This is a genomic window from Falsiroseomonas sp. CW058 (genome assembly GCF_050563535.1).
Lineage (GTDB): Bacteria > Pseudomonadota > Alphaproteobacteria > Acetobacterales > Acetobacteraceae > Falsiroseomonas.
This window is the reverse complement of the sequence record NZ_JBNXUO010000020.1, coordinates 75,152-92,013: the sequence shown is the minus strand read 5'-3', so window position 1 is coordinate 92,013 and position 16,862 is coordinate 75,152. Positions and strand designations below refer to the sequence as shown.

Below are 16,862 nucleotides of genomic sequence, written 5' to 3'. Positions count from 1 at the left end.
TTGGCCGGCCGCGAGCGTCAGCAGGTCCGCCCCCGTCCCGCCGGTGACCGTCTCTATCCCCGCCACCGTCAGCGTGTTGCCGCCATCCGCCAGCACCAGACTGTCCGCACCGGCACCGAGGTCGATGCGAATGCCCGTGGCGGCGGCGGTGAGGGTGACGGCGTCCGCCGCCGCGCCGCCGATGATCGTCTCGGCATCCGCGCCGATCGACAGGGTGTTGGCGACGGCCGCGAGCGTCAGCACGTCCGACCCGGCGCCGAGCGCGATGGTCGCACCCGTCGCGGTGGTGGACAGCGTCACGATATCCGCCCCGCCGCCGCCGGTGATCGTCTCCGCCCCGCCGACCGTCAGCGTGTTGGCGCCGTTCGCCAGCACCAGCACGTCGTCGCCCAGGCCGAGATTGACCACTCCGCCCGCGATGGTGGCGCCGAGCGTCACCTCGTCGTCCGCAGCCCCGCCGGTGATCGTCTCGACCGCCGTCACGGTGACGCTGTTCGCCCCCGCGCCGGACAGGGCGAGCGCGTCGGCGCCGGCGCCGAGATTGACCACCCCGCCGGTGACCGCCGTGCCGAAGGTGACCGCATCCGCCTGCGCGTTGCCCGTCACCGTCTCCACGTTCAGCACCGTGACGCGGTTGCGGCCATTGGCGAGCGTCAGCGCATCCGTCCCGTCGCCGAGGTCGACCTGCACGCCGAGCTGGCCGATGCCGAGGGTGACGAGATCCGCCCCGGTGCCGCCGGTCACCGTCTCCGCGCCGGAGACGGTCAGCGTGTTGCCGCCATCGGCCAGCGTCAGGCTGTCCGCCTCGAGGCCGAGGTCGACCACGGCGCCGGTGACGGCGGCGGTGAGGGTGACGGCGTCCGCCGCCGTGCCGCCGATGATCGTCTCGGCATCCGCGCCGATCGACAGTGTGTTGGCGACATTCGCCAGCACCAGCACGTCCGACCCGGCGCCGAGCGCGATGGTCGCGCCCGTCGCGGTGGTGGACAGCGTCACGGTGTCCGCCCCGCCGCCGCCGGTGATCGTCTCCGCCCCGCCGACCGTCACGCCGTTGGCGCCGCCCGCCAGCGTCAGCGCGTCGTCGCCCGCGCCGAGGCTGACGACCGCCCCGACGATGGCCGCGCCCAGGATCACGTCGTCATCCGCCGCGCCGCCGGTGATCGCCTCGACATTCGTGGCGGTCAGCGAATTGGCCCCGGCGCCCGACAGGACCAGCGTGTCCCGGCCCGCGCCGAGATTGACCAGCGCGCCGGTGACGGCGGCGCCGAAGGTGACCACATCCGCCCCGAGACCGCCCGTCACCGTCTCCACGTTGGAAACGGCGAGCGTGTTGCCGCCATTGGCCAGCGCCAGGCTGTCAGCGCCGTCGCCGAGGTCGATGGCGCCGGCGGGCTGCGCGAGGCCGAGCGTGACGACATCGTCGCCCGTGCCGCCGGTGACCGTCTCGGCGCCGGAGACCGTGATGGTGTTGCCGCCATCGGCCAGCGTCAGGCTGTCCGCATCCGCGCCGAGGTTGACGGTGGCGCCGCTGACCGCGGCGGAGAAGGTGAGCGCGTCGGCCGCCGTGCCGCCCAGCACCTGCTCGACATCGGCGCCGAGCGTCAGCGTGTTGGCGACGTTGGCAAGGACCAGCCGGTCCGTCCCGCCGCCGAGGTCGATGGTCATGCCGGTGGCGGTGGTGGTCAGGGTGATGAAGTCGAAATCCGTCCCGCCGGTGATCGTCTCCGCCCCGCCGACGGTCAGGATGTTGTTGCCGTTCGCCAGTGTCAGCGCATCCGCGCCCGCGCCGAGTTCGACCACGCCGCCGACCATGCGGGCGGAATAGGTGATGGCGTCGTCGCCGGTGCCGCCGAGCACGGTCTCCGCGCCCGAGACGGTGACCTCGTTGGCGCCGTCGGCCAGCACCAGGCTGTCCGCCCCGGCGCCGAGATTGACGGTCGCGGCCGTGACGGCGGCGGTGACGGTGACGGAATCAGCCCCGGAGCCGGAGGTGATGGAGGTGAACTCGTCGATCGAGAGCGTGACCGGCGAGTTGCCGAGGACGAGGGTGGCGGGCAATGCGGGCTCCGGTGCGCCGTGGCGCGGGCGGCGGCGTCTTGCCGGCCGTCATGGGGTTCACGATGCGTGAAGCCTCCGCCGCAAATACCAACCGCGTGTTAATCGTTCCGCGGTTGGCGCGCCGCCATCCGTGCCGCCCCGGGGCCGCGCGTCAGCGCGTGCCGGTGGAGCCGAAGCCGCCCGCGCCGCGCCCGCTTTCGGGCAGGGCGTCCACCTCGCGCCAGGCGGCGCGCGTGACGGGCGCGACCACGGCCTGCGCGATGCGCATGCCGCGCTCCACCGTGAAGGGCTCGGTGCCGGCATTCAGCACGATCACCTGCAGCTCGCCCCGGTAGTCCTCGTCGATCGTGCCGGGGCTGTTGGGCAGGGTCAGGCCGTGGCGCAGCGCCAGGCCGGACCGGGGGCGCAGCTGCATCTCGTGGCCCGCCGGCAGCGCGATGCGGAGCCCGGTCGGCACCAGCGCGCGGCCGCCGGGCGGCACCACCAGCGGCGCATCCACCGCCGCCAGCAGGTCCATCCCCGCCGCGCCGTCGGTGGCATAGGCGGGCAGGGGCAGGCCTTCGCCATGCGGCAGCCGGGTGACCAGGAGCTCGACCGGGTCGGGGGGCACCGGTGTCAGGTCTCGAGCATCCGGCGCAGCAGTTCGACATCCTCGGCGAAGGCGCTGTCCTGCTGCATCAGCTCCGCGATGCGGCTGACGGCGTGCATCACGGTGGTGTGGTCGCGCCCGCCGAAGCGCCGCCCGATCTCGGGCAGGGACCGGCTGGTGAGCTGCTTCGCGAGATACATCGCCACCTGCCGCGGCCGCGCGACGTTGCGCGCCCGGCGGGGGGAGGACATGTCGGTCAGGCGGATGTTGTAGTGTTCCGCCACGCGCTTCTGGATCTCCTCGATCGTGACGCGGCGGTCATGGGCGCGGAGGATGTCGTGCAGCACCTCCTGCGCGCCTTCCAGCGTCACCGGGCGGCCGAACAGGTTGGCATGCGCGATCAGCCGGTTCAGCGCGCCTTCCAGTTCCCGCACGTTGGAGGTGATCTTGTGGGCGAGGAATTCCATCACCTTCGGCGGCACCGGCACCGCCTGCTGCCGCGCCTTGGCCTGCAGGACGGAGATGCGGAGCTCGTAGGTCGTGGCGTGCAGGTCGGCCACCATGCCGCAGCCCAGCCGGGTGCGCAGCCGGTCCTCGATCCCCGCGAGGTCGGAGGGCGGCTTGTCGGAGGAGACGACGATCTGCTTCCCGGCATCGACCAGCGCGTTGAAGGTGTGGAAGAACTCCTCCTGCGTGTTGTCCTTGCCGATCAGGAACTGCAGGTCGTCGATCAGCAGCACGTCCACGCTGCGCAGGCTTTCCTTGAACTCCATAGTGGACTGGCTGCGGAGCGCGGCGATGAAGCGGTACATGAACTTCTCGGCGCTCATGTAGGCCACCGTCATCGGGCGGGGCCCGTCCAGGTCCCGGATGGCCCAGGCGATGGCGTGCATCAGGTGCGTCTTGCCGAGCCCGACGCCGCCATACATGAACAGCGGGTTGAAGCCGGGGCTGGCCGGCTTCTCCGCCACGCGCCGTGCGCAGGCATGGGCGAATTCGTTCGGCTTGCCGACCACGAAGGTGTCGAAGGTGAAGCGCGGGTCGAGCGGCGCGGACCAGTCGTTGCGCGCATCGCCCGCCGCCTTCGGCTCCGCCATGCGCGGGGCGACGGCGCGGCCGAGCGGCTCGGCCAGGCCGGCCTCCTCCGCCTCGGCCGCCGGGCGCGCGCGGGCGGGCGCGGCGGGGCGGGGCTCCGCCTCGTCCTGGTCGGGGGCGGGCTGGTCCGCCTTGCCCGCGGCCCTCTCGGCGGTGCGGGCTTCGGGGATGACGCGGAATTCGATGCGGCGGATGGCCGGCACCTCGCCCTGCCACAGCACGCGCAGGCGGTCGCCGTAATGGCCGCGCACCCAGTCGCGCAGGAAGCGCGTGGGCAGCAGGATGACCACTTCCTCGCCCTGTGCGCCGGCCAGGGTCATCTGGCGCAGCCAGGTGCGGTACTCGACCTCGCCCACCTCGTCGCGCAGGCGGCCGCGGATCCGCGCCCACACCTCGGCCAGCTGGCCGGGTGGGGAAGGAGACGACGGACCGACCGCATTCTCCATGAGACGCACCTGCCACCCTCGTCCGGCCCTTGCGGGCATGTCGTTGATCGGCCTGCCGAATGCGGAGGACCCGCGCCAGGGCTGAACGGTGCGGTTTCCGGGGGGATGCACCGTGCCGAATGAAGTTACCCCGCTGCCGCCGGACGGCGCAAACGATAACTTCGCCCCGACAAGGTTCCGGTCCGCACAGCACAAATCAACGGCAAGTCAGGCTGCCGTGATTTACTTGGCAAAGGGACGTTCATCACTTTCGGCGGCGCCGATCGTGACGATCCTGTCCGGCTCGATGCAGGTGAAGTCGGATGGCGGCACCCCGGCGCGCCAGCGCACCGGGGCCGCCGCGGCCCGGCGTCAGGCCTGGGCGGAGACGCCCAGCGCCTTCACGCGCGCCGAAAGGCGCGACAGCTTGCGGGCGACCGTGTTGGCGTGGAACACGCCCTTGCCCGCGGCGCGCTGCAGTTCCGGCTGCGCGGCGCGCAGGGCTTCCGTCGCCGCGCCCTTGTCGCCGCCGGCGATCGCCAGCTCGACCTTGCGCAGGAAGGTGCGCACGCGGGACTTGCGCGCGCGGTTGCGCTCGGTGCGCTTCTCGGTCTGGCGGATGCGCTTGCGCGCGGAGGCCGTGTTCGCCATGGGTGCGGTGTCTGACCAGTCGTGAATGTTTCAGGATCCGACGGGGCTGCCCCCGCCGGCGAAGGCGCGGTTTCTATCCCCGGCACCCCCGCCGAGTCAATGCGCGCCTGCGCGGGCCGGCCTCAGCGGTGCCGGAAGGCGGGCTTCCGCTTCTCGGCGAAGGCGGACATGCCTTCCTTCTGGTCCTCGGTCGAGAAGAGGCTGAGGAACAGCCGCCGCTCGAAGCGGACGCCTTCGCGCAGCGTCATCTCGTAGGCGGCGTTCACCGCCTCCTTCGCCATGGCGACGGACGGCGCGGACAGGCTTGCGATCTTCTCGCCCATCTTCACCGCCTCGGCCAGCAGCTCGGCCGCCGGCACCACGCGGCAGACCAGGTTGGACCGCTCCGCCTCCTGCGCATCCATCATCCGGCCGGTCAGGATCATCTCCATCGCCTTGGACTTGCCGACGGCGCGCGTCAGCCGCTGAGAGCCGCCCGCGCCGGGGATGATGCCGAGGTTGATCTCGGGCTGGCCGAACTTCGCGGTGTCGGCGGCCAGGATCAGGTCGCACATCATCGCCAGCTCGCAGCCGCCGCCCAGCGCGAAGCCCGCCACCGCGGCGATCACCGGGGTCTGGATGGTCAGCACCGCTTCCCACCGCTTGCCGATGAAGTCGTCGAAATACACGGCCGGATAGGCGCGGTCCTTCATCTCCTTGATGTCGGCGCCGGCGGCAAAAGCCTTCTGGCTGCCGGTCAGCACGATGGCGCCGATGCCGGGGTCCGCATCGAAGGCGCGCAGGGCGGTGCCCAGCTCCTCCATCAGCTGGTCGCAGAGCGCGTTCAGCGCCTGCGGCCGGTTCAGCGTGACGATGCCGACCCGGCCCCGGGTCTCCACCAGGATCATCTCGTAGGACATGCGGCGGCCTTCCCCTCTCGCGTCGGGGCAAGCGGTCGCGCGCTTCGCGCCGGGTGTCAACGCTGCGTCCGCGGGCACCAGAAGGTGCTGCGGCCCGCCTGCACCACCCGCCGCACGCCGGCGCAGCCGCCCGCCGGCCCGGGGCAGGCGGGGCAGGGGTGACCTTCCCGGTCATAGACGGCGAAGCGGTCCTGGAAGCGGCCAAGCTCGCCATCCGCGCGGACATAGTCCCGCAGGCTCGACCCGCCCGCGCCGATCGCCTCCTCCAGCACCGCCCGGATCGCCGGCACCAGCCGCGCCGCGCGCGCGCCCGGCACGGTGCCCGCCAGCCGCCGGGGCGAGATGCCGGCGCGGAACAGGGCCTCCGCGACGTAGATGTTGCCGAGCCCCGCGACCACGCCCTGGTCCAGCAGCGCCGCCTTGATGGGTGTGGCCTTGCCGGCCAGCGCCGCCGACAGCACGGCCGGCGTGAACCCCGCCTCCAGCGGTTCCGGGCCCAGCCCGGCCAGCAGCCGGTGCGCGTCCTCCGCCGCGGTCGGCACGAGGTCGATGCAGCCGAAGCGGCGGGGGTCGACGAAGCCGATCCGGCTGCCGTCCTCCGTCTCCAGGATCAGGTGCTCATGCGCCCCGGGGGGCTGGTTGTGGCCGCGCGCGTCGGAGAAGCGGCCCGTCGGTCCCATCCAGGGCACCGGCGGACCCGCGACGGGCCGCGCCACCATGCGCCCGGACATGCCGAGATGGATCAGCAGGCTCTCGCCCGTATCGAGCCGCGCGAGCATGTATTTGCCGCGCCGGCGGAAGCTGGTGACGGTCGCGCCCGTCAGGCGGCGCGCCAGGCCTTCGGGGAAGGGCCAGCGCAGGTCGGGGCGCGTGGTCTCGGCGCGGAGGATGCGGCGGCCTTCCAGCACGGCCCGCAGGCCGCGCATGACGGTTTCGACCTCGGGCAGTTCGGGCATGCGGATCTCCCCTCTCCCTTCCTTGCCCCGGCTGCGCCGCCGCGCCAAGTTGGCGCGCATGACCGACACCACCGATTTCGGCTTCCGCGAGGTCCCCCGCGACCAGAAGGCCACCCTGGTCCGACAGGTCTTCGAAAGCGTGGCGCCGCGCTACGACCTGATGAACGACCTCATGTCGCTCGGCATCCACCGGATCTGGAAGCGCATCTTCATCGCTGCCATCGGCGCCTCGAAGCGGGAGACGCTGCTCGACCTCGCCGGCGGGACCGGGGACATCGCCTTCGGCGCGCTGGCGCGCGGCGCGGGCCGCGCGATCCTGACCGACGTGAACCCCGCCATGCTGGAGGTGGCGCGCAGGCGTGCGCTGGACCGCGGCATCGTGGGGGGCATCGACTTCGCCGTGGTGGATGCCGAGCGCATCCCGCTGCCCGACCGCAGCGTGGAGAAGGTGTCCATCGCCTTCGGCCTGCGCAACTGCACCGACAAGGACGCGGTCCTGCGGGAGGCGCGGCGCGTGCTGCGGCCGGGCGGGCGATTCCACTGCCTCGAATTCTCCAAGGTGGAACTCGCGCCCCTCGCGCCGGTCTACGATGCCTGGTCCTTCCGCGTCCTGCCCGAGATCGGCGCCCGCGTGGCGAAAGACCGCGAGAGCTACGAATACCTCGCCGAGAGCATCCGCCGCTTCCCCGACCAGGAGATGCTGGCGGGGATGATGCGCGGGGCCGGGCTGGAGCGCGTGGCATACCGCAACCTGTCGGGCGGCATCGTCGCGATCCACACCGGCTGGAGGCTGTGAGCCGGCTCGACCGCGTGCGGGACGCCTTCGCGCGGCAGGGCTTCATGCGGAACCTCGGCGCGCGGCTCGTGGCGCTTTCGCCCGGGCGCTGCACCATCGAATGCGACGCGCGCGACGACCTGACCCAGCATCACGGCATGGTCCATGCCGGCGTGCTGACCACGCTGGCCGACAATGCCTGCGGCTTCGCCGCCATGTCCCTGCTGCCCGAAGGCGGGGAGGTGCTGAGCGTCGAGTTCAAGGTGAGCTTCCTGCGCCCCGGCGCGGGCGTGGCGGCGATTGCGCGCGGCGAGGTGCTGAAGCCCGGCCGGACGCTGAGCTTCTGCCGCGCCGATGTCGCCATGCGCGACGCCGCGGGCACCGAGATGCTGGCCGCGACCATGCTGGCCACCATGATGGCGGCCCGGCCGGAGGACCGCCCGATGGCGGCCGGGCACGGGGCGCGTTAGGGTCGGCCCCGTCATGACCCTTACCGGCCGCCGCATCCTGCTGATCGTCTCCGGCAGCGTCGCCGCCTACAAGGCGCTGGACCTCACGCGCCTGCTGCGGAAGGCGGGGGCGGAGGTAACGCCCATTCTCACCGGCGGCGGCGCCCGCTTCGTCACGAAGGAGGCGCTGGCCGGCATCTCCGGCCAGCGCGTGCATGACGACCTCTGGGCGGCCGAGGCCGAGATCGGCCATATCCGCCTGGCCCGCTGGCCCGACCTGGTGGTGGCGGCGCCGGCCAGCGCCAGCCTGCTTGCGCGCATGGCGCAGGGGCTGGCGGACGACCTTGCATCGACCGTGCTGCTGGCCACGCGCGCACCGGTGCTGGTGGCGCCGGCGATGAACCCGGCCATGTGGGCGAATCCCGCGACGGTGGCCAACGCGGCGCTGCTTCGCGCCCGCGGCACTGGCTTCGTCGGCCCTGCGGAAGGCGCGATGGCGGAGCCGGAAAGCGGCGTCGGCCGCCTGGCGGAGCCTGCCGCCATCCTCGCCGCGATCGAGGCGGCGCTCGCCGCCGGGCCGCTCGCCGGGCGGCACGTCGTCGTCACCAGCGGGCCGACGCAGGAAGCGATCGACCCGGTGCGCTACATCGCCAACCGCAGCAGCGGCAGGCAGGGCCACGCCATCGCCGCCGCGCTCGCCGCGCTCGGCGCGCGGGTCACGCTGGTCAGCGGCCCGGTCGCGCAGCCCGACCCGCCGGGCGTGACGGTGGCGCGGGTCGAGAGCGCGCGGCAGATGCTGGCCGCGGTGGAAGCGGCGCTGCCGGCCGATGCCGCGGTCTTCGCCGCCGCGGTGGCGGATTTCCGGCCCGAGGCCGCGCCCGCGCAGAAGATCAAGAAGGAACCCGGCGCCCCGCCGCCGGAGATCCGGCTTGCGCTCAACCCCGACATCCTGGCCACCGTCGCGGCCCATCCCCGGCAGCGCCCGCGCCTGGTGGTCGGCTTCGCGGCCGAGACGGAGCGGGTGGTGGAGCACGCGGCGGCGAAGCGGCTCCGCAAGGGCTGCGACTGGATCGTGGCGAACGACGTCTCGGGCGACGTGATGGGCGGCGCGGAGAACGCCGTGCACCTCGTCACCGCGGCGGGGGTGGAGGACTGGCCCCGCCTGCCGAAGGAGGAGGTCGCCCGCCGCCTCGCCCACCGCATCGCGGAGGCGCTGGCGGACCCGGCCTGAGCCCCGGGCGGGTCAGCGCCCCTGCCAGCGGGCGGGGCGCTTCTGGGCGAAGGCGGCCGCGCCTTCCTTCGCGTCCTCCGACGCCAGGATCGGGTCGGTGATCGGCTTCTGCCGGTCGAACATCTCGGCCACCGGCCAGTCCCGGCTTTCCACCATCACGCGCTTGCTCGCCGCGATGGACAGCGGCGCGTTGGCGACGATGCGGCGCGCCAGGCGGATCGCGGCGTCGAGCGCCTGGCCCGGCTCCACCAACTCGTTCACCAGGCCGTGGCGGTCGAGCCGTTCGGCGCCCACCATGTCGCCGGTCAGCGCGATCTCCATCGCGATGCGCGCGGGGATCAGGCGGGGAAGGCGCATCAGCCCGCCCGCCGCGGCGGCCAGCCCGCGCTTCACCTCCGGCAGGCCGAACTTCGCGTCCCGCGCCGCCACCAGCAGGTCGCAGGCCAGCACCGCCTCGAACCCGCCGGCCAGCGCATAGCCTTCCACCGCCGCGATCAGCGGCTTGCGCGGCGGCGTGATCGCGATGCCGAGGATGCCGCGGCCCTCCACGCGCGTGACCTCGCCGCGCAGGAAGGCCTTCAGGTCCATCCCCGCGCAGAAGGTGCCGCCCGCGCCGGTCAGGATGCCGACATGCAGGTCCCCGCGCGCGTCGAGCCCGTCCACCGCCGCGCAGACGCCGTAGGACACGGCGCGGTTGACCGCGTTGCGTTGGTCCGGCCGGTTGATCGTGATGATGCGGATGCCGTCCTCGTCGCGGACCAGGACCTCGTCGGTCATTCCGCCCCCGCCAGCCGCGTCATGCGGTCCATCGCGGCGAGGTATTCGGTCTGCAGCCGCAGCATCACCTCCCGCACGGAGGTCTCCTCGTTCACGCTCGCCACCGACTGGCCGACAGGGAAGGAATAGAGGTCGCGCCGCCCCGCGCGCACCACGCGGGCATGCATCTCGTTGTAGAGGATGCCCTGCAGCGGCGTCGGCAGGTAGGGCGGCGCGCCGGGCTGTTCCCAGGCCTCCGACAGCTTGCTGCGGATCATCCGCACGGTCTTGCCGGTGCGCGCCCGGCGGCGCACCGCATCCTCGGCGCGGGCGGCGAAGACGGCGTCCTTCTCGAAGGGGGTCAGCTCGCTTTCGCGGGTGCCGAGCCAGATGGTGCCGGTCCAGACGCCTTCCGCGCCCAGCGCCAGCGCGGCGGCGACCTGGCTGCCGCGGCTGATGCCGCCGGCGGCGAGGACGGGGATGTCCGGGCAGGCCTCCACCACCTGCGGCACCAGCACCATCGTCGCGATGTCGCCGGTGTGGCCGCCCGCTTCCGTGCCCTGCGCGACGATCATCTCCACCCCCGCCGCCTTCTGGCGGATGGCGTGCGACGCCTTGCCGCAGAGCGCGCCGACCATGATGCCGCGCTCCTTCAGCCGCGCCACCACGTCGGGCGGCGGCGCGCCGAGCGCGCTGACCACCAGCGTCACCTGCGGGTGGCGCAGCGTGACGTCGAGCAGCCGGCGCGCGCCGTCCGGCGTCATCGCGCCGCGGCCGGCGACGATCTCGCGGCGCACCCGCGCGCGTTCGTCCTCCGGCAGCTCGGGCACGCCCTCGGCGGCCAGCAGCCGCTCCATGAAGCCGCGGTGCTGCGCGGGGATCAGCGTCTCCGGCGCCGCCATCGCCTCGGCCTCGCGGTCGTAGGCGGCGGGGATGATGATGTCGACGCCGTACGGCTTGCCGCCGACATGCGCGTCGATCCAGCGCAGCTCCTGCTCCAGGTGCTCGGGCGCGAAGGTGGAGGCGCCGAGCACGCCGAAGCCGCCGGCCTTCGTCACCTCCACCACCACGTCGCGGCAGTGGGAGAAGGCGAAGATCGGCACCTCGCAGCCGAGCCGCCGGGCGATCCCTGTCTGCATCGCTCAGCCCTCCGGCGCGAAGGTCGGCAGGGCGAAGCCGCCGCCGCCTTCGAAGAAGGACAGCCGCACGGGCAGGCCGATCCGCAGCCCCGCGCCCGTCACCTCGCTGAAGCGGCCGAGCGCGCGGACGCCCTCCGCCAGGTCCACCACCACCAGCGTGTAGGGCAGGTCGTCCTTGAAGCCGGGATGGAAGGGGTGGTGCGCCACCGTCCAGCTGTGCACGGTGCCGCGGCCGCCGCTGTCCTTCCACTCCACCTCAAAGGAATGGCAGGCGTCGCAGATGTGGCGCGGATAGTGCCGCGGCTTGCCGCAGGCGCCGCAATGCTGGATGCGGAGCACGCCCCGCGCCGCGCCGTCCCAGTAGGGCTGCGTCAGCGCGGAGGGATGCGGGGCCGGCTTCGTCTCGCTCATGGTGGTCACCCCCGCCGCATGATGGTGATGGCGCCGTCGCCGAGGTCGCCATAGCCGGTGGCCAGCCCGACCTCCACGCCCTCGACCTGGCGTCGCCCGGCCTGGCGGCGCAGCTGGCGCACCAGCTCCACCACATGGTTCAGGCCGAGCATGTGCGCCTGGCTCAGCAGCCCGCCATGCGTGTTCACCGGCAGCCGCCCGCCGAGCCGGATGCGGCCCTCCCCCACGAAGGCGCCGCCCTCGCCCTTGGCGCAGAAGCCCATGTCCTCCAGCTGGCAGAGCACGACCCAGGTGAAGCAGTCGTAGACCTCCGCCACCTGGATGTCGGCGGGCGTCATCCCCGCCATGGCGAAGGCGCGGGGCGCCGCCTTGGCGAGGCCGAGCCGCGTCATGTCCGGGCGCTGGGTGATCGCGCTCGGGCTGTCCGGATGGCCTTCCGCCACGCCGGAGACCAGGACGCGGGGCTGGCGCATGTCCCGCGCCGCCTCGGCGCCGCTGATGACGAAGGCGGCGCCGCCGTCGCTTTCCAGGCTGCAGTCCAGCAGGCGGAAGGGGTCGGCGATCATCCGGCTGGCCTGGTGGTCGGCCAGCGTGATGGGCTTCCGCATGATGGCGTTGTCGTTGAGCAGGGCATGCGCGCGGCAGGCCACCGCGATCTCGCCGAGCTGGGCGGAGGTGGTGCCGAACAGCTCCATGTGGCGCCGCGCCATCGGCGCGTAGAGCTGCGCCGGCGCGATGGCGCCGAGCGGCAGCTCGAACTCGGTGACGAGGTGGAACTGCGGCATCTGGTGGATGCGCTGGCCCGCCTTCGCGCCGCTGCTGACGTTGCGCCCCGCCGCGATCAGCACATGCTCGCAGAGCCCGGCGGAGATCGCCGCCGCCGCGGTCTGGATGGCGGCGATGGAGCTCGCGCCCCCCATCGGGGTCAGCGCGGAATAGCGCAGCTCCCCGATGCCGAGATTGGTCGCCAGTTCCTCGGCCGGCGCGCCGGTGATGCCGATGGGGATGATGCCGTCGATCTGCCGCGGCGCCAGCCCCGCATCGGCGATGGCGCCGAGCGCGGCTTCCAGCTGCAGCGCGGTGGAGCTGCGGGCGGCGCCGCGCTGGTACTGCGTCTCCCCGATCCCGGTGACGGCGACCCTGTCGCGCAGTGACATCTCTCAGCCTTCCTCCCGCCAGAGGCAGAGCGCGTCGAGCGCCTCCACCCGGCTTCCATGCACCCAGAGCGGGTTCACCTCGAGCGTGGCGAGATCCGGGCCGAGCGCAAGCGCCGCCTGGCCGATCCGCGCCACCGCCTCCGCCACCGCGTCCGGGTCCGCCGCCGGCAGGCCGCGGCCGCCCGCCAGCAGCTTCGCCCCGCGCAGCCCGGCCAGCGCGCGCCGCACCTCCGCCGCGTCCACGGGCAGCAGCCGCAGCGCCACGTCCCCCATCGCCTCCACCCAGACCCCGCCCAGGCCGAGCGCCAGCACGGGGCCCCATTGCGCATCGCGCGAGATGCCGACCAGCAGCTCGATCCCCCGCGGGCGCATCGCGGCGACGATGGCGCCTTCCACGGTGGCGCCCGGCGCGTGGCGGGCGGCGGCTTCGGTGACGCGGCGGAAGGCGTCGCGCACCGCCTCGCCCTCCACCCCCAGCACCACGCCGCCGATGTCGGTCTTGTGCGCGATGTCGGGCGAGGCGACCTTCACCGCGACGCGCCCGCCGAGGCGGGATGCGGCCTCCACCGCCTCCTCCGCGTCGCGGGCGAGCGCGAAGGGCACCACCGGCACGCCCGCCGCTTCCAGGCAGCGCAGCGCCGCATGTTCGGAACGCGGGCGCGCGGCGATGGGCGGGGGCGGCGCGGCGGGGGGCGCCGCGCCGTCGCGCATCCGCGCCGACCAGGCCATGGCGTGGCCGAGGGCGGCAAGCGCGCGGTCCAGCCCGCAGGCGAGGTAGGGCAGGGACAGTTCCGCCACGACCCGCCTTGACAGCGCGGTCTGGTGCGTCGCGGTGTAGCTGACGACGAAGCCCGGAACCGGCGCGGCGTTCAGCTTCGCCGCCAGCGCGGCGTGCAGGGCGGTCAGCCTGTCGCTGACATCCTCCTCCCCGATCGGCGCCTCGTAGTAGGGGCAGAGCATCGCGGCCATCGCCGGCTCGGCGGCGACGATCTCCACCACCCGGCCGCACTGTTCCGGCGTGATCGCGCCGGTGAGGTCGAGCGGGTTGTGCGGGGTGGCGAAGTCCGGGATGGTCCCGCGCAGCGCCGCCGCCGCCCCCGCCGTCAGCTCCGGCACCGCGATGCCGCGCGCGGCTGCGGTATCGGCCGCGATCTCGCAGATGCCGCCGGAGTTGGACACGATGCCGAGCCCGCCCGCCCGCAGCACGCCGCAGCGGCCCGCGACCTCGGCGGTGGCCAGCAGCTCCTCGATCGAGCGGGTGCGGATGACGCCGTATTGCCGGCAGGTGCCGTCGAAGATGCGGTCGTCGCCGACCAGCGCGCCGGTATGCGCCAGCGCGGCCTTCGCCGCCACCTCCGACGCGCCGACCTTCAGCACCGCCACCGGCTTGCGCGCCGCCATCGCCGCCTCGGCCAGCGCGACGAAGCCCGCCGCGTCGCGCACCGTCTCGACGAACAGCGCGAGGGAGCGCACCGCGGGGTCCGCCAGCAGCGCGCGGGCGAAGGCGGCGAGGTCGAGATCGGCCTCGTTCCCCGTGGCGACGACATGGGCGAGGCCGACATCCTGCCGCGCGGCGAGCTGCGCCAGGAAATGCGCCGTCGCGCCGGACTGGGACAGGATGGCCACGCCCTCGGGCCGGGACGGGCGGCGCACCGGCGTGGTCCAGACCTGGGCGCCGTCCACGAAGTTGATGAAGCCGAGGCTGTTCGGCCCGAGCAGCCGGATGCCGAGGGAGCGCGCGAGCGCCACCAGGTCCCGCTGCGCCTGCGCCCCGGCCTCCCCCGTCTCGGCGAAGCCGGAGGTGAGGATGGCCGCGTGCCGCCCGCCCGCCGCCGCCAGGTCGCGCAGCGCATCCGCGGTGGCATGGCCGGGGACCAGGAGGACGCCGAGATCGACCGGCGCCCCGATGGCGGCCGCGCTGGTCGCGGCGGCGCGGCCATGGGCGGTGCCGCCGCGCGGGTTCACGGCATGCAGCGCGCCGGCGAAGCCCCCCGCCTCCAGGTTGGCGAAGACCGCCTGCGACCAGCGCGACCGGTCGGAGGCCCCGAGCACCGCGATGGAACGCGGCCGCAGCAGCGCGGCCGCGGCGTCTGCCGACATGGCTAGAGCGCGAGGCCGAGGCGGCGGACCAGCGGGGTCCACTTCGCGACCTCGTCGGCCACGAACTGCCGCGCCTGGTCCGGCGTGGACTCCGCGATGCCGGTGATGCCGAGCGTTTCGAGCTGCGCCTTCTGCGCCGGCCGCGCCATCACCCGCCCGACGGCGGCCGAGACCTGCTGCATCACCTCGGCCGGCGTGCCGACGGGTGCGGCGAGGAGGTTGTAGGTCCCGGCCGTCACGTCGAAGCCCTGTTCCTTCGCGGTCGGGATCTCGGGCGCGATCGGCGTGCGGTCCGGGTCCATGGTGGCGACGATGCGCAGCGTGCCCGCGCGGTGGTGCTGCAGCAGCGTGCCGTAGGTCTCGATGTTGGCGGCGACGGTGCCGTTGATCGTGTCGGTGATGGCGGGGCCGCTGCCGGGATAGGGGACGTGCTGCATCTCGATCCCCGCCGCCTCCTTCAGCGCCTCCCCGGCCAGGTGGACGGTCGTGCCGATGCCGGCGCTGCTGTAGGCGAGGCGGCTGTCCGGCCGCTTCGCGAGCGCGACCAGCTCCGCCAGGCCCTGCGCCGGCACGCGCGGGTTCAGCGCCACCGCGAAGGGGGCGTAGGACAGCAGCGCCACCCAGGCGAAGTCCCGCGTCGGGTCGTAGGGCGGGTTGCGCCGGGTGATGGGGCCGGACACCGCGCTCGACCCCGTGTGCATCATCAGCGTGCTGCCGTCGGCGGGCTGGCGGAGGAAGTATTCCACCGCCGTCACCCCGGCCGCGCCGGGCCGGTTCTCCACGATCACCGGGCGGCCCAGCTCCTCGCGCAGCGGCTCGGCCAGGAAGCGCGCGAAGAGATCGCCGGAGCCGCCCGGCGGGAAGCCGACGACGAGGCGGATCGGCCCGCCGCGGCCCTGCGCCAGGGCGGGGCGCGCGACCGGCGCGGCGAGGAGGCCGGCGGCGCCGGCGAGCAGCCTGCGGCGATGCATGTCCATGTCTTCCCTTCCCCCCGCCGTCATTCGGCCGCGCTGGCCAGCGCGGCGCCGCGCGGCGCCCCGGCCTCGACCAGCGGCCGCACCTTCTCGGCCAGCAGGATCATCGACCGCCGCGCGAGGTCGCGGTCCTGCCAGTCCATCCCGGCATAGAGCAGCGTGCCGAAATCCCCGATCGTCTCGCGCAGTTCCAGGACCTGGTCCGCGACGCGGCGCGGGGAGCCGTGGATCACCAGCTTCTCGCACACCATGTCGAGCGTCACCTCGTCATCGGCCATCTTCGGGTCGGTCTTGAAGACGCCGAGCGCGCCGCGGCGCTTCAGCTTCTTGAACAGCGAGTTGTAGTAGTAGCGGTACGGGCTGTCCGGGTCGGTGGCGTAGCGCCGCGCGGTCGCGTCGTCCTCGGCCACGCAGATCGTCTTCGCGACGCGCCAGTTGGCGGCATCGGGCGCGCGGCCGGCGCGTTCGCAGCCCTCCACGTATTTCTGCCAATGCGTCTTCACCCAGACCGGCATCAGGAAATTGGCCGAGATCGGGTCCCACCCGCGCGCCGCCGCTTCCGCGATGCCCTTGGAGAAGGGCGCGACGGCGGTGACCACGATGGGCGGATGCGGCGTCTGGAGCGGCTTCGGGATGGTGCCGATCCCCGTCTCCTCCAGCCAGGTGCGGCGGGTGGAGACGGACCAGTACCTGCCCTCGATGTCATAGGGCGGGCTGCCCGCCCAGATGGCCAGCACGGTGTTGATGGCTTCGAGGAACATGGCCGGGCGGTCCATGTCCATGTTGCCCAGCGCCTCGGCATCCGACGGAAGGGCGCCGGGGCTGATGCCGAAGTTCAGCCGCCCGCCGAGGATGTGGTCCAGCATCGCCAGCTGCGCCGCGGTGTGGACGGGGTGGTGGTTCGGCATGTTGACGGTGCCGGTGCCGAGGCGGATGCGCTTCGTGACGCCGGCCAGCGTCGCGATGAACATGGCGGAGGAGGTGATGTTCTCCTCCGGGTCGGTCGTGTGCTCGCCGCAATAGGCCTCGGCGAAGCCGAGCTCGTCGGCGAGGATGAAGGCCTCCCGGTCCTCGGCGAGGGACTGCTGCCAGTCCTTGCCGATCGGGTGCATCGGCATGGTGAAGAAGCCGAGCCGCATGGCGCCTCCCTTCCGGCCAGTGTTCCTACTGGCCGTCATATTGACTTACCCGCCAGTA

General features: G+C 73.5%; 16 protein-coding genes. 3 read left to right on the top strand and 13 right to left on the bottom strand.

Translation table 11 applies throughout. The annotated features are described in order from the left end of the window. The 6 genes from ACK8OX_RS16440 to mutM all read right to left on the bottom strand — a co-directional run. The coding region (locus tag ACK8OX_RS16440; protein ID WP_430665304.1) for a beta strand repeat-containing protein at positions 1–2,058 on the bottom strand (2,058 nt) is incomplete at its 3' end. Between the two features lie 151 nt (positions 2,059–2,209). Further along, complete coding sequence (dut, locus tag ACK8OX_RS16435; RefSeq protein ID WP_430665303.1) at positions 2,210–2,668, bottom strand: dUTP diphosphatase; 459 nt, start codon at positions 2,666–2,668, stop codon at positions 2,210–2,212. A gap of 5 nt (positions 2,669–2,673) precedes the next feature. After that, the gene (dnaA, locus tag ACK8OX_RS16430; RefSeq protein ID WP_430665302.1) at positions 2,674–4,188 is read right to left on the bottom strand and encodes a chromosomal replication initiator protein DnaA; all 1,515 of its coding nucleotides are present in this window, start codon (positions 4,186–4,188) and stop codon (positions 2,674–2,676) included. A gap of 351 nt (positions 4,189–4,539) precedes the next feature. Next, the gene (gene rpsT / locus ACK8OX_RS16425; RefSeq protein ID WP_430665301.1) at positions 4,540–4,818 is read right to left on the bottom strand and encodes a 30S ribosomal protein S20; all 279 of its coding nucleotides are present in this window, start codon (positions 4,816–4,818) and stop codon (positions 4,540–4,542) included. A gap of 122 nt (positions 4,819–4,940) precedes the next feature. Continuing rightward, a complete protein-coding gene (locus ACK8OX_RS16420) occupies positions 4,941–5,717 on the bottom strand; it encodes an enoyl-CoA hydratase (protein ID WP_430665300.1) in 777 nt (258 codons plus the stop codon). A 56-nt stretch (positions 5,718–5,773) separates the two neighbouring features. Further along, positions 5,774–6,673: a bifunctional DNA-formamidopyrimidine glycosylase/DNA-(apurinic or apyrimidinic site) lyase gene (mutM, locus tag ACK8OX_RS16415; RefSeq protein WP_430665299.1), complete on the bottom strand. Its 900-nt coding sequence runs from the start codon at positions 6,671–6,673 to the stop codon at positions 5,774–5,776. Between the two features lie 58 nt (positions 6,674–6,731). Here mutM and ACK8OX_RS16410 point away from each other — a divergent pair, with 58 nt between their 5' ends. From ACK8OX_RS16410 to coaBC, 3 genes are read left to right on the top strand one after another with little or no spacing between them, the layout of a single operon-like run. Then, the gene (locus ACK8OX_RS16410) at positions 6,732–7,469 is read left to right on the top strand and encodes a class I SAM-dependent methyltransferase (RefSeq protein WP_430665298.1); all 738 of its coding nucleotides are present in this window, start codon (positions 6,732–6,734) and stop codon (positions 7,467–7,469) included. After that, positions 7,466–7,918: a PaaI family thioesterase gene (locus ACK8OX_RS16405; RefSeq protein ID WP_430665297.1), complete on the top strand. Its 453-nt coding sequence runs from the start codon at positions 7,466–7,468 to the stop codon at positions 7,916–7,918. The genes ACK8OX_RS16410 and ACK8OX_RS16405 overlap by 4 nt, the downstream gene beginning before the upstream one ends. Positions 7,919–7,931: 13 nt before the next feature. Next, positions 7,932–9,128, top strand: a complete 1,197-nt coding sequence (coaBC, locus tag ACK8OX_RS16400) for a bifunctional phosphopantothenoylcysteine decarboxylase/phosphopantothenate--cysteine ligase CoaBC (RefSeq protein WP_430665296.1) — start codon at positions 7,932–7,934, stop codon at positions 9,126–9,128. Positions 9,129–9,140: 12 nt separating this feature from the next. Here coaBC and ACK8OX_RS16395 read toward each other — a convergent pair whose 3' ends face one another. From ACK8OX_RS16395 to ACK8OX_RS16365, 7 genes are read right to left on the bottom strand one after another with little or no spacing between them, the layout of a single operon-like run. After that, the gene (locus ACK8OX_RS16395) at positions 9,141–9,905 is read right to left on the bottom strand and encodes a crotonase/enoyl-CoA hydratase family protein (protein WP_430665295.1); all 765 of its coding nucleotides are present in this window, start codon (positions 9,903–9,905) and stop codon (positions 9,141–9,143) included. Continuing rightward, on the bottom strand, positions 9,902–11,023 hold the full coding sequence (locus tag ACK8OX_RS16390; protein WP_430665294.1) for a nitronate monooxygenase: 1,122 nt from the start codon (positions 11,021–11,023) through the stop codon (positions 9,902–9,904). Before ACK8OX_RS16390 ends, ACK8OX_RS16395 begins: the two co-directional genes overlap by 4 nt. Positions 11,024–11,026: 3 nt before the next feature. After that, positions 11,027–11,434 (bottom strand): Zn-ribbon domain-containing OB-fold protein, encoded by a 408-nt coding sequence (locus ACK8OX_RS16385; RefSeq protein ID WP_430665293.1) that lies wholly within the window; start codon positions 11,432–11,434, stop codon positions 11,027–11,029. Positions 11,435–11,439: 5 nt separating this feature from the next. Beyond that, a complete protein-coding gene (locus ACK8OX_RS16380) occupies positions 11,440–12,591 on the bottom strand; it encodes a thiolase family protein (protein WP_430665292.1) in 1,152 nt (383 codons plus the stop codon). A gap of 3 nt (positions 12,592–12,594) precedes the next feature. Continuing rightward, the gene (locus tag ACK8OX_RS16375) at positions 12,595–14,691 is read right to left on the bottom strand and encodes an acetate--CoA ligase family protein (RefSeq protein ID WP_430665291.1); all 2,097 of its coding nucleotides are present in this window, start codon (positions 14,689–14,691) and stop codon (positions 12,595–12,597) included. A 2-nt stretch (positions 14,692–14,693) separates the two neighbouring features. After that, positions 14,694–15,668, bottom strand: coding sequence for a Bug family tripartite tricarboxylate transporter substrate binding protein (locus tag ACK8OX_RS16370; RefSeq protein ID WP_430665290.1), 975 nt, complete (start codon positions 15,666–15,668; stop codon positions 14,694–14,696). Positions 15,669–15,688: 20 nt separating this feature from the next. Then, positions 15,689–16,804 (bottom strand): LLM class flavin-dependent oxidoreductase, encoded by a 1,116-nt coding sequence (locus tag ACK8OX_RS16365; RefSeq protein ID WP_430665289.1) that lies wholly within the window; start codon positions 16,802–16,804, stop codon positions 15,689–15,691. Positions 16,805–16,862 lie beyond the last annotated feature (58 nt).

What these genes read in the sequence shown, in the direction of transcription:
- dnaA (WP_430665302.1), bottom strand. Translation starts at nt 4,188, where the DNA reads ATGGAGAATGCGGTCGGTCCGTCGTCTCCTTCCCCACCCGGCCAGCTG.
- rpsT (WP_430665301.1), bottom strand. Translation starts at nt 4,818, where the DNA reads ATGGCGAACACGGCCTCCGCGCGCAAGCGCATCCGCCAGACCGAGAAG.
- ACK8OX_RS16420 (WP_430665300.1), bottom strand. Translation starts at nt 5,717, where the DNA reads ATGTCCTACGAGATGATCCTGGTGGAGACCCGGGGCCGGGTCGGCATC.
- mutM (WP_430665299.1), bottom strand. Translation starts at nt 6,673, where the DNA reads ATGCCCGAACTGCCCGAGGTCGAAACCGTCATGCGCGGCCTGCGGGCC.
- ACK8OX_RS16410 (WP_430665298.1), top strand. Translation starts at nt 6,732, where the DNA reads ATGACCGACACCACCGATTTCGGCTTCCGCGAGGTCCCCCGCGACCAG.
- coaBC (WP_430665296.1), top strand. Translation starts at nt 7,932, where the DNA reads ATGACCCTTACCGGCCGCCGCATCCTGCTGATCGTCTCCGGCAGCGTC.
- ACK8OX_RS16395 (WP_430665295.1), bottom strand. Translation starts at nt 9,905, where the DNA reads ATGACCGACGAGGTCCTGGTCCGCGACGAGGACGGCATCCGCATCATC.
- ACK8OX_RS16390 (WP_430665294.1), bottom strand. Translation starts at nt 11,023, where the DNA reads ATGCAGACAGGGATCGCCCGGCGGCTCGGCTGCGAGGTGCCGATCTTC.
- ACK8OX_RS16385 (WP_430665293.1), bottom strand. Translation starts at nt 11,434, where the DNA reads ATGAGCGAGACGAAGCCGGCCCCGCATCCCTCCGCGCTGACGCAGCCC.
- ACK8OX_RS16380 (WP_430665292.1), bottom strand. Translation starts at nt 12,591, where the DNA reads ATGTCACTGCGCGACAGGGTCGCCGTCACCGGGATCGGGGAGACGCAG.
- ACK8OX_RS16375 (WP_430665291.1), bottom strand. Translation starts at nt 14,691, where the DNA reads ATGTCGGCAGACGCCGCGGCCGCGCTGCTGCGGCCGCGTTCCATCGCG.
- ACK8OX_RS16370 (WP_430665290.1), bottom strand. Translation starts at nt 15,668, where the DNA reads ATGGACATGCATCGCCGCAGGCTGCTCGCCGGCGCCGCCGGCCTCCTC.
- ACK8OX_RS16365 (WP_430665289.1), bottom strand. Translation starts at nt 16,804, where the DNA reads ATGCGGCTCGGCTTCTTCACCATGCCGATGCACCCGATCGGCAAGGAC.